Annotated in this window: 11 protein-coding genes; 4 read left to right on the plus strand and 7 right to left on the minus strand. The window is 57.8% G+C overall.

Annotated elements, in window-relative coordinates; translation table 11 throughout:
• Positions 1-21 precede the first annotated feature (21 nt).
• The 3 genes from SBC1_RS24405 to SBC1_RS24415 form a co-directional block, all read right to left on the minus strand.
• Positions 22-654, minus strand: coding sequence for a hypothetical protein (locus SBC1_RS24405; protein ID WP_165094531.1), 633 nt, complete (start codon positions 652-654; stop codon positions 22-24).
• 185 nt (positions 655-839) lie between these two features.
• A complete protein-coding gene (locus tag SBC1_RS24410; protein ID WP_165094528.1) occupies positions 840-1,637 on the minus strand; it encodes a polysaccharide deacetylase family protein in 798 nt (265 codons plus the stop codon).
• Between the two features lie 41 nt (positions 1,638-1,678).
• Positions 1,679-2,773 (minus strand): glycosyltransferase family 4 protein, encoded by a 1,095-nt coding sequence (locus SBC1_RS24415; protein WP_165094522.1) that lies wholly within the window; start codon positions 2,771-2,773, stop codon positions 1,679-1,681.
• A 543-nt stretch (positions 2,774-3,316) separates the two neighbouring features.
• On the opposite strand from SBC1_RS24415, the gene SBC1_RS24420 reads away from it, so the two are divergent.
• The 3 genes from SBC1_RS24420 to SBC1_RS24430 all read left to right on the plus strand — a co-directional run bounded on the left by SBC1_RS24420 (position 3,317) and on the right by SBC1_RS24430 (position 8,493).
• Positions 3,317-4,186 carry an alpha/beta hydrolase gene (locus SBC1_RS24420; RefSeq protein WP_241202206.1) on the plus strand — a complete coding sequence of 290 codons (870 nt, stop codon included), beginning with the start codon at positions 3,317-3,319 and terminating at the stop codon, positions 4,184-4,186.
• 157 nt (positions 4,187-4,343) lie between these two features.
• The gene (locus SBC1_RS24425) at positions 4,344-4,946 is read left to right on the plus strand and encodes a GNAT family N-acetyltransferase (RefSeq protein WP_165094518.1); all 603 of its coding nucleotides are present in this window, start codon (positions 4,344-4,346) and stop codon (positions 4,944-4,946) included.
• A gap of 1,276 nt (positions 4,947-6,222) precedes the next feature.
• Complete coding sequence (locus tag SBC1_RS24430) at positions 6,223-8,493, plus strand: hypothetical protein (protein ID WP_165094515.1); 2,271 nt, start codon at positions 6,223-6,225, stop codon at positions 8,491-8,493.
• A 130-nt stretch (positions 8,494-8,623) separates the two neighbouring features.
• On the opposite strand, the gene ald is transcribed toward SBC1_RS24430, so the two are convergent.
• From ald to SBC1_RS24450, 4 genes are all read right to left on the minus strand, one after another.
• Entirely contained in the window at positions 8,624-9,739 is a 1,116-nt protein-coding gene (ald, locus tag SBC1_RS24435; protein WP_165094512.1) for an alanine dehydrogenase, read from the minus strand.
• A gap of 165 nt (positions 9,740-9,904) precedes the next feature.
• Positions 9,905-11,242 carry an MFS transporter gene (locus SBC1_RS24440; RefSeq protein WP_165094505.1) on the minus strand — a complete coding sequence of 446 codons (1,338 nt, stop codon included), beginning with the start codon at positions 11,240-11,242 and terminating at the stop codon, positions 9,905-9,907.
• Positions 11,243-11,814: 572 nt separating this feature from the next.
• Positions 11,815-12,615: a hypothetical protein gene (locus tag SBC1_RS24445; RefSeq protein ID WP_165094502.1), complete on the minus strand. Its 801-nt coding sequence runs from the start codon at positions 12,613-12,615 to the stop codon at positions 11,815-11,817.
• Between the two features lie 207 nt (positions 12,616-12,822).
• Complete coding sequence (locus SBC1_RS24450; protein ID WP_165094499.1) at positions 12,823-13,938, minus strand: porin; 1,116 nt, start codon at positions 13,936-13,938, stop codon at positions 12,823-12,825.
• A 558-nt stretch (positions 13,939-14,496) separates the two neighbouring features.
• Here SBC1_RS24450 and SBC1_RS24455 point away from each other — a divergent pair.
• Complete coding sequence (locus SBC1_RS24455; RefSeq protein WP_165094491.1) at positions 14,497-15,270, plus strand: YkgJ family cysteine cluster protein; 774 nt, start codon at positions 14,497-14,499, stop codon at positions 15,268-15,270.
• Positions 15,271-15,293 lie beyond the last annotated feature (23 nt).

The raw sequence follows: 15,293 nt of genomic DNA on the forward strand, positions 1-15,293 counted from the left end.
GTTACTTGGCTTGGACGTTAATTAGGCGCCCGGACACGTCACGGCGCGATGGTTCAGGTCCTCGTGTTCAACGCTAAAGGCCGCCTCGACCTTGTCCGCGCCTTGCGTAATCCGCAGCACATAAATGCTGTCGTAATCTGTGCTCGCCCACTGAGGCACGCTCGCCGCATCGCCGCCTGCGTCGCTGACTATCTTGCGGGCAAGCGCCTCAATAATCGTATGTTCCCAAGCGACCACCACCAGGCTGCTTTTGTATTGGGGTGCCAGCAGGGTCGCATGCAGGTCGTCGGTCCTGGTAAATCCAATCGATGCGTTCACCGGCAGACCAAAATAAATGGCAGTGGGTTCGATTGTCGCTAGCGGGCGGACGTAGTCGTACTTGGTGCCTCTATCGTTCTTTTGCTTAGCCGGATCAGGCGCAAAAATGAAATCTGGTTTGCCGTATTTGCGTTCAATGACCCGCGGCAACGCGAGCGCACGATTCAGGCCCTGGCAACTTAGCTGACCGAGGCCGGCGGCGGGCTTCTCCCCGTGCCGAACCATGACGATTGTTTCAACCGGGTCGCCAGCGGCGCGAGCCGGTGTTGACCCAAGCACCATGATGGCGAGCACCAGCGATAGAGCGCCTGACGGCGGGCGGCTGTAATTTTTCATGAGGGGGCGGCCACGTTGCGTGTGAGCCGCGATTCTAGCAATTCCCGGCACGGAATCCATCAAGCGATGGGGAGACATGCCTCATGGCGATGCACGCCGCGAAATCGCTTGGTCACTCTCTTGAAGCAAAGCTGTCGCACGAAGCGACGGATCAATCCATCACCGCTTTACGCCAACTCTTCGCATCACCGCTTCACCGCAAGATACGCACGGCTCAGGGCCGGCCGGCTATGCACCCACAATCTTGATGCAAGCCAAGACGGCGGCCGGTCCCGCACCTCCAGCCTATATATCGATCGTTCGCCGGCTTCTTTAGCCCCGCGAATGTTGGGGCCCATCTCGCACGTGTAGAAGTGCCTAAAACCGGTCTCGCGAGCGACTTGCCGGTAGTCGTCGTCGTAGAAGCCTTGAGGCCAGCACAAGTGGTCAGAGGCTTCGCCCATGCGTGTCTCGAGTGCTGCGCGCGCAGCGAGGAGGTCGCGTCTCAACGCAGCACGTTTCTCTTCGCGGTTGCGCGCCACCTTGTCCCAGCGCACATGGCTGTGCGTGTGGCTGTGAAATTCGAACGTCCCCGCGCGACGCATTGCATCGATCTCGGACCATCGCAGGATGGCGCGATCAGTTTCGCCCTTCTGGATGGCCAGGTCGCCTTCGCTATGACCCAGCAACTCAGGCAGTTCGCCGCCCGAGTGCGCGTGAACGCGTGGCGCGCCGTCGCCGGGCCAACTGGTGACCAGAAAGCACAGGGCGGTAAAACCATGCCGTTGTAGTACAGGATGAGCGTGCACCCAGTTGTCGAGATAACCGTCGTCGAAGGTCAGCACGATCGACTTCGCCGGCAACGATCCGCCGGCCAGGTACGCACTTAATTGCGCGGCGCCCACGGTCTGGTAACCCGCCTGCGCGAGATAGGCCATCTGAGCCGCAAAGCGATCGGGCGAGACTGTGATCATTCCCGGCGACGTACTAATGTGGTGATACATCAGTACGGGCACCGCATGTGCTTGCGCTTTCCCTTGCCCTCTCACGCGTTAAGCCGCCGTTCGCTGAGGCCGCGTTCATAGAAGTCGATGGTTTCGTCAGCCATGCCGTCGACCGTAAAGCTGGCATCGGTCAGGAGGCGCCCTGCAACGCCGAGTTGCACGCGCAGTCTCGGGTTATCGATCAGGCGGGCGATGGCCGCCCGCAGCGCTTCAATGTCGTGCGGCGGCACAAGCAGGCCGTTCACGCCGTGCGTGATCAGTTCCGGCACGCCATCGACGTCCGTACCGATGACCGGCAACCCTGCTGCCATAGCTTCTATATAGGACTGCCCCAATGCTTCCTGATGCGTTGGCAGTACGAACAAATCGCAGCCCCGCAGCACATTTGGAATGTCGGTGCGAAAGCCTAGTAGATGGACACGATCGCTAAGCCCGAGACCGTCGACGATATTCTTGATCTTGTCGAACCACGGTCCGTCACCAGCCATCACGACGTGCAGGTTCGGACGTTCGGCGAGCATGGGCCGCACCGCATCGATCAGATCTTCGTGGCCCTTCTTATCGCGCACGATCGCAACCATGCCAGCGATGATCGCGTCTGCTCCGAGCCCAAGTTCACTGCGCAACGTGGAATGCGAAAGGGCCGGGGGCTTGACGATGCCGTCGTAGATAGTTTCAACGCGGCTCTTCGATACACCCGCTGAAATCAGGTACTCGCGCACATGGCGGCTCACTGCAATGACGCGATGCGGAATCCACGTGTAGGTGGCAAGCGAACTGATGGGCAAAGCGAGGTGGCGCGTGCGAACCACGAGCGGTGTGCCGGCAAGCCGGCCTGCCGTGCCTGCGACAATGCTGTCGTGGCCGCTATGCGTGTTGAGAACGTCGAAGTTGCCGCGTTTCAGCAGCGCCTTGATCGTCAGCATGGACGAGACGTCCGCGCCGCCTTTCATCCTCGCGTGGTGGACGGAGAAACCTTCCTCTCTCGCGCGCACCCCAAGGCGGGCATCGACAGGGCAGACGACTTCCACAGCGTGGCCCCGGCCGCGCAATACGATCATTTCCTTGAGCGTCCTGTGTTCCTGGCCGCCCCAACCCCGGGACGACTCGCTATGTAGTATTCGCAATGCTTTCATCTGTTCGCTGCTCCCAGGCAGTACGTAAACATTCTGTAGCGGTCGTAATATATCGTAATAATCCGTAAAAAAGTCATCGGGTTTAAAAAAACTTCGTATCGATGCTGAGGTTGCAAAGCCTTATCCAGCCTGCGAATCGGCGGATTGATCAAAGGCCGAAATGCAAACGTTTGCGAGGTAACAAGACATTGCTTTTGATGCTGTCCTGATTGAACGACCACTTGACCTCGGGAGAGTGCCGCGGGTGAATTCGTTCGGACTATGAACGAAATATCGCTAACGGAGGAGGCTGAACGAGGAGTCGGGTGTAAGCATTGGAAGTTAGTGTTTGAGCAAGAGGCGCTGCGGTGGACCATGAGGTCGGCTAGATAAGCCGATGCTGGCCAGGCGCGAATCCTGATTCACGCAGGCATATGAAATTAGTATGGCAGTAGCCATTAGAATATATTTTACATTCCGATCAACGCTTTGTACTCTGTGCGCTTTTCTGGTCGATCAAGTCGGCAGATTCACTTGGGCTGCTTAGCCTGACAGGAGCGTTGAATGTTTCAACCTATGCCGTATCGCCTTCTATTGCGCATGTCGCTTGCAGCCATTTGCTCTGTTTCCGGCACCCACGCCTTCGGACGTGAAATAGCGCTGCATCACGTATCGCCGGACAGTGTCCAGTCCGTGGAGGGTTCGTCGGCCGGTGAGGGCGTTGTAGAAGACTTGCCTTTGCAAGGCGGAGGTTTCCAGCGTGTCTTGTACACCGCTGCCAGACGCGAAACAAAAGGCATCATCGTGATGTTTCCGGGCGGCACTGGCGAGATCGACATCGAGAAGAGCGGAGAGGTCAAGAATGCGAAGAATTTCGTCGTGCGCTCGGACGATCTCTGGCGTGACCGGGGTTATGGCATCGTGCTTGTCGATGCGCTGGATCACCAGTCCATGCGAGGGCAGCGCAGTACCACTGCATACGCGGAAGTAACGAAAAAGATCATTGAGTTTGCACATAGGCAGGCTAATGTCCCTGTATGGGTACTTGGTACCAGCCAAGGTTCCATTGCTGCCATGAACGCCGCATCGCACGCCGGAGGAACGCAGCTTTCTGGCCTGATCCTGACCGAGTCCGTGTCCATTCTCGGCGGCTCGCATGAAACAGTTTTTGATGCACATCCTGACAATGTCCGCGTGCCTTCGCTTGTTGTTGCAAACGTGGATGACAGATGCAAGGTCGCACCGCCGTCGATGGCGCAGTCAATTGCGCAATCGATTCGCCACGCCCCAGCAGCAGTCCTGACCGTTAGCGGTGGCACGCAACGTACCCAGGATGATTGCGGCTCCCTGACCCCGCATGGCTACTATGGAATAGAAGAAAAGGTAGTCGACGACATTGTGGACTGGATGCGGAAAACGCAAGACCGGCCCTGATTCCAAGAGGTTTTGGTAGTAGGAAGAGGGAGTGGGCAATCAGGCGTCGAGGAGCCATCCCCGACCTTGAGCGGCGTTTCGTAACTGCTCCAAACCGCGGAATCTGTTGTCCGGGTTTGACTTATGATTGAGGCCCTCAAAAGCAAAGTAACTGGCCATGATCCTTGACGCTTCCCATGATATTCAACCCACGCTGACCGGCCCCACCATCGAACTTCGTCCTCTGCAGTCATCGCATCAGGAGGCGCTGGTCGCCGCCGCGTCAGATGGTGAATTGTGGACCATGAAGGTGACGGTCGTTCCCGGTCCCCAGACCACCGGGCAATACATTGCCACAGCGCTGGCAGGTCAGCAGGCCGGGACGGTGATGCCGTTTGTTATCGTCAAGCGAGAGACTGGGCAGGTGGTGGGCAGCACCCGGTTCTGGAAGATCGATCGCGTTAATAGAAAGCTTGAAATTGGCCACTCGTGGCTGAGTGCCTCGGTGCAACGCTCGGGTGTCAATACTGAAGCGAAGTACCTTCTTCTGAGCTACGCGTTCGAATCCATGAACGCTGTGCGCGTTCAATTCACAACAGACGAACTAAACGAAAAATCCCGGGCGGCGATCCTGCGCATTGGCGCGAAGCAGGAAGGCATTGTCCGGCACGAGCGCATCATGCCCGACGGCCGCAAGCGCAACTCTGTGCGGTTCAGCATCATCGATTCCGAGTGGCCTGAAGTAAAGACATTGCTCCAGCAGAAGATGCGCTTGAAATAAAACCGGATCGGAAAACAGTGGTTTATGCAGTGCAGCAAAATACGTTGTTGTTGCGTTTTTCGTCTTCCAAAAATCACATTAAATTCGAAAGAAGATAGTAAGCTTTAATTAATGTAATGAATATATCGCGCCGCATTCATTTTTTAAGATTAATCAAGCGAGACAATTCGGTTATATTTACCCATAATATTAACAAAAGGTAACGTCATACGATTCCGATTAGTTAAATAATCATTCGTTCGTGTATGCACGATGAATTGAGAAGAAAATTCTGTGTTTCCGCCTCTTCTAGGATAGCGACCGTTCCTCACATTGCGTGTGAGAAACTATTACTTATTTCCAAGTCTTCGCGAGCGTTACAGAGATGAAACGTTTTTTTGCGAATATAATTCGTCCATCCAAAGTGGACTGTAACTAATACCAGATCACCGCAAGATGATTTCCATATCAGCAGCATTTACGCCATATGGAATTGATTGCTGCTTTCAACGCGCGAAGGCTGCGCGCACGCGCCGTGAATTGATATTGCGGTGCAGTATTGACGCAGCTTGCCGCAGATAACTAGTTGTTTCAACGGCATGACGTCTTCGGTCAGGGCGCGCGGTCAGCGTTCTGTGAGCAGTCATGCGCGCGGGACGACAGGGCGGCCGAAAGAGGTGAGTTGAAGCACGAATTGGCGATCAGGCACGCTGTTATCTGTCGGGGCTGTGCGTTTTTCGATGATATGGAAGTGATTTTACAATTTGTATAAATAGGTGTGCAAACGACTTGAGCGAAATCAATAGTCGTTGCGTTGCTGACAACGCAACGTGTGGCGACTGACGTCCGTTTTGTCGTCCGTTCCGCAGAGGTTGATGAAACCTCCGGGCGGGGGATGATCGCGCGTGCGGCCCAGCCGCCGTCGGACATGTGACAGCAGGATGATCTAGCCTGGCCGGATTCCTCGAAGAGAAGCCCAGTTTCCTGTTTTTGTGACCTTATCAAGACAGGCGGGATAAATTCGCCATTTATTAGGATGACAAACTATATGAAGCGCTATTTCATGTAATTGACAGGCTTTCCATGCACGAGAGCCTTGGTCGGCCGGGACCCGTTGAGTCAAACGCGCGGTCGGCATTGACATGTCGAAGGGCGCCGTTCCTGCTGTAAGGCAGGGATCAGCAGCATCCCCCGGTCAAATCTCTTAGCTCCACAAAAAACGCGAACGCGAGACGACGTCGGTTGATCTTGTCGATCCTCGGGGGATGCGAATACTTGTAGCAGTACAACAGGGACTATGATGAAATATTTAAGACTACTTCCTATTTCTGTCGCGACAACACTGGCTATGTTTGGTGTCGGTAACGCCCAGGCGCAAAGCAGCAGTATCACTGTCAGTGGCGTGAAATACACGTTCTGCGGGAGTGAGAACGACAACTGTACGTTTTCCGGCAAGGGATCGGTGGTGTTTGGCTCGGTTCCGCCGAACTCGCCGACCACCATGCTGACTGCCCCGCGTACGTTCACGAACGGGGTCGGCTGTTATGTCGGCGCTGTCTCGCAGACTGATCCCGCTTACGGATATGGAAAATCGTGCTGGGTCAGCCTCGCATCCACCACCACGACTCCGCCGGTCACCACTCCGCCCGTGACCACGCCTCCTGTCACGACTCCGCCCGTCACCACGCCCCCGGTCACCACTCCGCCCGTTACCACACCGCCGGTTACGACTCCGCCGGTGACAACGCCACCCGCCACGACGCCACCGGCTACCACGCCGACTCCAGGTGCTTCGGCCATCTCGTGCGGCTCGCCTACACAAACGTCAGGTGGCACCGCGAATGGATTGATCAGCGCTGACACGCCGACAACCGACGGCATGCGCATTTTTCCGAATAACACGGCATTCAACATAGCGGTCACGACCAACTCGCCGAACGCGGACACGGTCATCTGGTCCGTCGCCGACGCGAACGGCGCGATCAAGACGCAGGGTAGCTTCGCCGTGAAGTCCGGCGTGCAGACCGCCACGATGTCGTGCAAGTCAACATGGTCCGGCTATGGCTCGATCACGGCCACGCTGCAATCCAATGGCGGCACGCTGCCGAACATGGGCACGCGCCCGATGGGCATTGCCACGTTTGGCGTGTTGCCTAATCTCACGTCCGTCCTTGGCACGGTGACGTATGCACACCAGGACCAGCATCGGTTCGGTATGCAGGGCTTCAACGACAACATTGCCGCGTTGCACGATCTGGGAATTTCCTGGACGATCGACGACCGAGAAGTGTCGGCCATGGAGCCGAATGGCCCCAACACCTATACGCCGAGCGTCAGCGACCTGGACCCGTTCTACAAGGCCAACCCCGACCAGATGCGCATTGTGCGTCTTGACGGACTGCCGGCATGGGATTCGAAGACGGGTCAGTTCAACGACAGCTACTACGCGCCGTCGAACATGACCGAGTTCCAGAACTTCATGGGCCGCGTGGGTACTGACACGAGCTTGATCCGCGCCGCCAATTATCCGAACCAGCAGAACAATTACTACCAGGTGACCTGGGAGCCAAGCCTCGGATGGGCAGACACTAACGCGAACTTTGTCGCCATGTACAAGGCCGCTTATCTGGGCTTGCACTCGACTGATCCGAACGCCATTGTGATGGGTCCCACCAACCCGTTCCCGGCCAATTGCGACACTTGCACGACCGGCTACCTGCAGACCTTCGGTGCGCTCGGCTTGTGGAACTACATTGACGCGGTATCGACGCATGGCTACTGGAATGCCGGTACTTATCCGTCACATCCGCCTGAATTGCAGGACTCGGACCCGAACCCGGCTAACCAGGCCAACGCGCTCGACAACCTGATGACTCAGTTGCGTGCCGTCATGCAGGCTGGCAAGCCGAACATGAAACTGTTCGTCACCGAAGCGGGTACCAGCTACGATCCGGGCATCAACTACGGACCTACGTCACCGTCGCAGAATCAGTTGTTTGCTCAAGCTGCCGTCGGCGTGCGCTCCCACATCATTACGCTCGGTGGCGGCGCGCAAATGTCCACGCTCTTCTATGGCGCGGACTATCCTGGCGAAGTGGGTTATGGCACGTTCTTCGACCTGAACGACGCTCAGGGTGCGTATGGTGCATCGAACTTGTCACCCAAGCCCGAAGCACTTGCATTCGCCGCGATGACCCGGGTGCTTGACGGTACCAATACGCTCGGCCGCGTAACGGGTACTCCCGCCGGAACATACGCCTATGCGTTCCAGCAACTCGGTAACGGCAAGGTCGTGACGGCCCTGTGGGCACACAGCAATGCGCAGTGGCCGGCATCTGGCGGACTTTATAGCCAGACCTACTCGACCAGCTACTCGCTTCAGGTGGACGCTGCCGGTGCATCGGGTAACGTGACGGAGATCGATGGTTACGGCAATGTGAGCACGGTGCCCTATACCAACGGCAAAGTGACGCTGACGCTGACGGAAGTTCCGCAATACATCGTCTCGAGCAATGCAACGGTTGCCAAGGCCAACTCCACGGTCCCGGTCGGGTACACGGGTCAGTAAGGGTTGTGATGTAACCACGGCGTGATATTAACCACGCCTGACGGGCCGCTGGCGACTTCAGCGGCCCATCAAAAAGCCAATGCCTCGCGGTTGCACGCGAGGCATTGGCTTTTATGGTTCCGGTTCCGGCTCAGGTAAGCAGGCTTTCGGCCGGCACGTAGGCAAACCCGAGGTCGCGTGCAACCGCCTTGTAGGTGACGTTTCCCTCGCACACGTTCAAGCCGGCCCGAAGATGCGGATCGTTAGATAACGCGCGCCGCCAGCCCTTGTCCGCGATCGCCAGTGCGTGCCCGATCGTCGCGTTCGTGAGCGCGAACGTCGAGGTTCGCGCAACCGCGCCCGGCATGTTGGCGACGCAGTAATGCACGACATTGTCCACGATGAAAGTCGGGTCGGTATGCGTCGTGGGCCGGGACGTCTCGAAGCAACCGCCCTGATCGATGGCGACATCGACAACAACGGCGCCCGGCTTCATACGCGAAATCATGTCGCGGGTCACGAGCTTCGGCGCGGCAGCACCGGGGATAAGCACACCGCCAATCAGGAGATCGGCGGCGTGCGCTGAATCCTCGATCGTCTGCACGTTCGAACATAACGTGGTGACGCGGTTGCCGTAGATTACGTCCAGTGCGCGCAGACGTTCGAGGTTCTTATCGATTATTGTCACGCGGGCGCCCATGCCCACTGCAATCTGCAACGCGTTGGTCCCGACCACGCCTGCGCCAATGATCACCACATGTCCCGGGGCCACGCCGGGAACACCGCCGAGCAGCAACGCCATCCCTCCCTTCGATTTCTCCAGATGCGCCGCGCCTGCCTGGATCGACATGCGGCCGGCGACTTCGCTCATGGGCGCGAGCAACGGCAAGCCGCCGCCTGGACCGGTGATTGTTTCGTAAGCAATGCAGACGGCCTTGGAGTCGATCAAGGCACGTGTTTGCTCCGGGTCAGGTGCAAGATGCAGGTATGTGTAGAGAATCTGCCCTGCACGCAGCATTGCGCATTCGGCGGGTTGGGGCTCCTTCACCTTGATGATCATCTCCGCGCGCTCGAAGACCTCCTGCGCGGTGTCGACCACGGCGGCGCCCGCAGCCTTGTAGGCATCATCCGATAAACCGATCTCCGCTCCCGCCGCCGTCTGGACGACAACTTCGTGCCCGTGAGACACCAGCTCGCGAACGCCCGCGGGCGTCAGCCCCACCCGATATTCATGGTTCTTGATTTCTTTCGGCAGACCGATACGCATGATGCACTCTCCTCCAGAGAAGACCGGTGCCGGCGTCCGCGGCCATGGACGCCCAAGCAATCCCTTGTACGCGGGTACATGGCGATCCGCAGCCGCCAAGGGTGTATTGCAGCAAGCCAGGGCAGTCGCCGCCGCGCATTGACGGTGCCCCGTGCAAGATTACTTTTATGCCTTACCGGGAATGCCGCGCCCGCGCAGCGAACAGCCGGTGGTCTCTGTCACGAAGATTAACGCCAATGCACCAATCGCACATGAAGCCATCATGTAGTAGGCCGGAACGAGGTTGTTGCCTGTACGCCCAATGAGCCATTCGTTCATCATGGGTGCGGTCCCGCCGAAGATGGAGGTGGACACGTTATAGGCGATCGCCATGCCTGCGTAGCGGACCTGAGTGGGGAACATTGCCGGAAACATGGCCGAGATGCTCGCTAACTGAGGGACATACAGCAGACCTAATACTGCAAAACCGATCAGCGCGCCAGCCGTGCCGTGCGTCATGAGAAGGAACATAGGCACCGCGGCGACAAAGAGCCCGATCAAGGAAAACCACCACACGTTCTTGCGGCCGACCCGATCAGAGAACGTGCCCGCGAAGGGCAGGAATACCATCATGGCCAGCATGCCGATCAGCGGGACGAGTAACGACATATTCTCGCTCATGCCCAACTGTTTTTGCATGAAGGTCGGCATGTAGGCAAGCAGTACATAGTTGACTACGTTCAGTGCCACGACCAGTCCGCCCAGCAATAGTAGTGGCTTCCAGAACTCGGTCAGCAGTTCTTTCAGCGATACCTTCGCGTGCTGCATTTTTTCGGCTGATTGTTCCAATTCTAGAAATACGGGTGTGTCCTCCATCCTGGTACGCAGATAGAACCCGATCAGGCCAAGCGGCGCCGCTATCAGGAACGGCAGGCGCCATCCCCAGGCATGCATGGCGTCGTTGCCCAGCAAAACGGAGCAACCGAGCATCAGCAGTGCGCCAAGCGAGAAGCCGGCCAGCGTGGCGAATTCAAGGAAACTGCCGCAGAAACCGCGACTTTTGTCGGGTGCGTACTCGGCCATGAAGGTGGCCGCTCCGCCGTACTCACCGCCGGTCGAGAAACCCTGGACGAGGCGCAACACGATCAGCAGGGCAGGAGCCCACCAGCCGATTGTGGCGTAGGTGGGCAGTAGCCCGACGAGAAGCGTGGCGACCGACATCATGATGATCGTCAGGGCAAGCACGTATTTTCGCCCGAGCCGGTCGCCCAGCGGTCCCCAGAAAAGGCCGCCTAGCGGGCGCACAAGAAACGATATGGCGAAGGTCGCGAGCGCGAACAAGGTGGCTTCGGCAGTGCTGCCTGGAAACAGGGCGGCCGAGATATAGGTTAGTCCGTAAGCGTAGATGCCATAGTCGAACCATTCGGTGGCGTTGCCCAACGCCGATGCGGCAATTGCCCGACGCAGGAGATTGGGCGGGTTGTGCAGAGCTGTATGTTTTGCCGTTGAGTGTGCGTAGCTCATTGTCTTCCTCCGGAATCATAGACAGCGGCAACACGAGCGCCACTGCTGATTCAAGATACCGCCCAGTGTGATCGCAAACCGATGTCCTAGGACGATGAATGTGCCGGGGTTTTCCATGAGATGGGTGAGGGCGTCACAGATGCACGCGCATTCAAGGCAAAGCCAGCGGGTATGGGGTTTTTGCGGATTCTGCCACCATGAATCGTCCGCAATAACACCCAAGCGCTCGTCAAGCCCGGCGCGTGTTCTAGGACATTCGTGGCTGACTGACGCTGACTCCCTGCTTGTTTAAGACAATAGACGAATTGATGCAGGAGTCGGTTCCTTGCGAAGCGCAATTTGAACCTGGGAGTGCGTGGCCGCTTGCGTATACGGGATAGCACTCTCCGTGTGCGAGTACGTACCAATCCCAGGTGCCAATGGGACGCTGGGGCGAAGCAACGAAGTCGCGCGGGCCGTACTCTTTCTGGCGTCAAGCGATGCGTTGTACCTGACGGGTGGCGAGATTGGAGTCGACGGCCGATTGGCGCGGATCTAAACCTGCTGCTACGAGCAAGAACATGACCACTGCATCACTCTCGCGATCCCGGTACCGTCAACGCCTCGCCCGTGCGTGCATGTTGTGCATGCGCGAGGCGTTTGGTGGTCCATTGCACGGCCATTGCGAGGATGGCAGCCTCAATGAATGCCAGCGAAACCGTTTGTCTGGGAAGCGTGAAAATAAGGCATAGGCAGAACGCGGCAAACGAAAACCGGCCGAGTACCATGCCTCGCAAAAGCGACACCACGAAGTCAGGGCCATGCGCCCGATGAGACGAGACAGAAAGCACGATCCCCAATAACGGGAACACCGCAAGAAGTCCGCTCCATTTGGGCCCGAGCGCAGACGACAGCGTGGTGACCGCGACGGTTAGCGCCGCGCCGGCAATCATGCGTCCAGTGAGATCGTTAGGGCTAAGCGGTGCAGCCCGGGCGATGGCGTTGCTGCGAGGCAGAAACGTTTGTCCAAACGCGACGGCGATCAGCGCGGCCGCGATAGCCCACGCTGGCGATGCCGGCATTGAAGCCAGGGCTATCGCTGCTACAAGCCAGCTTGCCAATCCAGCCGTTAGCGCAACGGGCCAGGAACGGGACCGGCACGTCCATGCATAGGCGAAGTTGAATGCCTCGGAGGCAAGTATGGCGGACAGCGACAAGGTCGCCGCATGCGCTCCGAAAACCGGGCCGTGAGCCAGGACCAGCAGGAACAGGATTGGCCCGGCCACGAAGGGCAATCCTGCAAGCCATCCTGCGATAGTCGGCCCCCACCATTTACCCGACATGGAAACGACGAGAAGAAAGAATGGGACCAGCGTCAGCTTTAGCGCAAGCATGGCAAGCCAGGCGGATTTAAAACCGGATCGTACACGAATTCGCAATGCGCTTAACCGGAATGGACGCGACGTTTAGTGAAGGGCCATTTGCCTACGCTAACAAATGGCTGCCCTCAAGCGCCAAGGCTAAGCTCGGCGCCACGATAAAGACTTGCCAGCATCAAGCCAACCGCCAGGCACCGGTTGCACGCATCGCTTGGCGAACCGCTAGAAAAGATGTTGAATCCCGGCGTATGCACCGGACTGGCTGTGACCGGGGAGCGGATTGTCGGTGCTGGTTGTATCGCCGAAGGAATTAGCGTTCAAGCCAAAGTTCGCGTTGGTGCTGTTGCGGGCGGTCGCAATCTGGAAATCGAGCAGGGTACGCTTGGTCAGGTTGTACGTGCCACCGACCGTGTAGATGGTCGCATTGCCACCGCCGTTGTTTGCATTGACGTGATACACCGCAGCAATAAGCGCGGCCGCTTTCGTAGCTTGCCACGTCACGCCGCCCCATTCCTGGTTAGTGACCGTGATGCCGCCCGACAATGCGCCGGAACTTGAATGCGATTGCTGATAGACCGCCTGGATCTTGAATTTCCCTAAGAACACGTTGACGCCGCCGAAGTATTCGCGAGAGAAATTGAAAACATCGTCCAACGTTCCGTTAGCGGCGTCGCGCCATTCGTCGTAGATTGCGCGGATCTGGAAAACGGGCTGCGTATAGGTGAGCTGGATAGCGTCCGCGCGGCCTTGGGCTGTAGTGCCGTTGCCATTCCAGTTGGTCGCGTTGGACAGCGCATATTGACCGGCGACGTCAAAGCCGGCAATGGTCGGCGACTGGTACGAGATGTTGTTGCTCGTATGATTCCAGTTGCGGCCACGAACGAGCGAGGCGGATGACCAGTTGCTTTGCCCAAACGGATCGAAGTCCCAGACCCCGTTCGAGAGGAAAAGCTCTTTGCCAAGCAGCACCGTGCCAAAGCGGTCGTTGGCAATTCCCACCGTGGCATACCGGTCGAACAAGCCGTTGTTCGAAGGGCCTTGACCATTCATGGTATTGAATGCGCCTTCCAGGTGGAATACGGCCTTGGTGCCTCCGCCAAGATCTTCCGTGCCCTTGATGCCCCAAAGGCTCGTTCCCCAATCTCCGCTTTCCGCCCTGAAGCGACTACTGCTTCCGGTCGATGCGCCGGTCACGGGGTTTTGTCCCGTGGGTACGCCGGTCATGTACTCCACCCCGGCGTCTATCCGCCCATACAAGGTCACGCTGCTTTGAGCACGCGCGGCCCCGGCTCCAGTAGCCAGCACCGATGCCAGCGCAACGGCTGTGAGCTTGTTCATGTCTCCTCCAATAGTGCGTTTGACTGCGTAGCTGGTTTAATCGACGTTTTATATTAGGCAGCCGCTGTCATGTTTTTTGAGTTTATCGAGCTGACAACAGGTAAAAAAGCCCCGGATTTCTTGGGTAAATCCGGGGCTGGCCGTGGAGGCGGGGGAGGACTTTCCCCCACGGATGGAAATGTTTATTAAGTTATTCAAACACCGGCGTTAGATAAATGCGTTTGGAGAGAACAGTTTCTTGTTGATAGGCGAATAATCTCGCATGTTGGAGCAGGAGGATGCCGGTCTGCAGAGGTCAAGTATTTCTTGTGCCGCCAAAGAGAATAGAATCTGCCCGGGCGGAGTCTCGCGTGACGCACGAGGCCCGCATCAATCGATAAAGGCACACGAACGATCATTCGTCGGGTAGTTGCGGAAGGTTCGCGCAGCAAAAGCCGGCGGCAATGTAACCCGTTGCCTGAAGTCGCCGAACTAGCTTACAGGTCGCCCTTTATCATCCGACACCGCGACAGCGCTAGACGACGATTACAGATGCCTTTCGAGGAGAAGCGTCACCAGATGGATATCAACTTTGAATGCACGATGTGCGGCAAATGCTGCCATGACCTCAAGCTGCCTTTGAGCGTCGACGAAGCGCTCGTATGGCTTGAGCGCGGCGGCGATGTTCAGTTTCTCTGCGAAGCCGTTCCCTGGCCTGATGAACCGCCTGCCGGCAACCTGCAGGCGCAGCATAAGCGTCGCCGGTCGTTCGCCGCTTCCAGCGGTGAGTTGCCCGTGCGGGTGGTCGTGGTCCTGGCGGCATCGTTCGAGGGTGCGTGTCCGCATTTGCAAGCGAACCTGAGTTGCGGCGTGTATGAGCAACGCCCGACTGTCTGCCGGATCTATCCGGCGGAGATCAATCCGTTTATCGAATTAAAGCCTGAGCAGAAGGAATGTCCGCCAGAAGCGTGGGCCTCGGACAAACCACTTCTGATGAGAGCACAACGCATAGTCGATCCGGAAACGTTCGCGTTGATCGCTCAATCGCGTGCGGCCGATGTCAGCGACGCCCCGGTTAAAGCGCGAGCATGCGCCCATCTGGACATTGATGCCGCAGCGCTGTCCAACGAGGGATTGGTGGTCCATTCGCCGCCTCGCGATTTGGCCATATCCGCGTTGAGACGGGCTCGCGAGAACGGCAACGCGGGTGAGGACGTACTGCAGTGGAAGGTCGTGTCGAACCGTCGTGAGACCGTGGACACGCTTACGTCCGTAGGAGCAACAAGCGTCCATTATGTGAAGACTGACGCGCCCGCGTTCGATTACCTCGGCTTCTTTGCAGCATCGGCGTGACCCTCAATCGATGCCCGGACCGG

It is taken from the genome of Caballeronia sp. SBC1, from assembly GCF_011493005.1.
Taxonomy (GTDB): domain Bacteria; phylum Pseudomonadota; class Gammaproteobacteria; order Burkholderiales; family Burkholderiaceae; genus Caballeronia.

Coding starts and splice junctions, on each gene's coding strand:
- ald (WP_165094512.1), bottom strand. CDS start 9,739: ATGCGTATCGGTCTGCCGAAAGAAATCAAGAACCATGAATATCGGGTG.
- SBC1_RS24410 (WP_165094528.1), bottom strand. CDS start 1,637: ATGTATCACCACATTAGTACGTCGCCGGGAATGATCACAGTCTCGCCC.
- SBC1_RS24455 (WP_165094491.1), top strand. CDS start 14,497: ATGGATATCAACTTTGAATGCACGATGTGCGGCAAATGCTGCCATGAC.
- SBC1_RS24450 (WP_165094499.1), bottom strand. CDS start 13,938: ATGAACAAGCTCACAGCCGTTGCGCTGGCATCGGTGCTGGCTACTGGA.
- SBC1_RS24415 (WP_165094522.1), bottom strand. CDS start 2,773: ATGAAAGCATTGCGAATACTACATAGCGAGTCGTCCCGGGGTTGGGGC.
- SBC1_RS24420 (WP_241202206.1), top strand. CDS start 3,317: ATGTTTCAACCTATGCCGTATCGCCTTCTATTGCGCATGTCGCTTGCA.
- SBC1_RS24405 (WP_165094531.1), bottom strand. CDS start 654: ATGAAAAATTACAGCCGCCCGCCGTCAGGCGCTCTATCGCTGGTGCTC.
- SBC1_RS24425 (WP_165094518.1), top strand. CDS start 4,344: ATGATCCTTGACGCTTCCCATGATATTCAACCCACGCTGACCGGCCCC.
- SBC1_RS24440 (WP_165094505.1), bottom strand. CDS start 11,242: ATGAGCTACGCACACTCAACGGCAAAACATACAGCTCTGCACAACCCG.
- SBC1_RS24445 (WP_165094502.1), bottom strand. CDS start 12,615: ATGCTTGCGCTAAAGCTGACGCTGGTCCCATTCTTTCTTCTCGTCGTT.
- SBC1_RS24430 (WP_165094515.1), top strand. CDS start 6,223: ATGATGAAATATTTAAGACTACTTCCTATTTCTGTCGCGACAACACTG.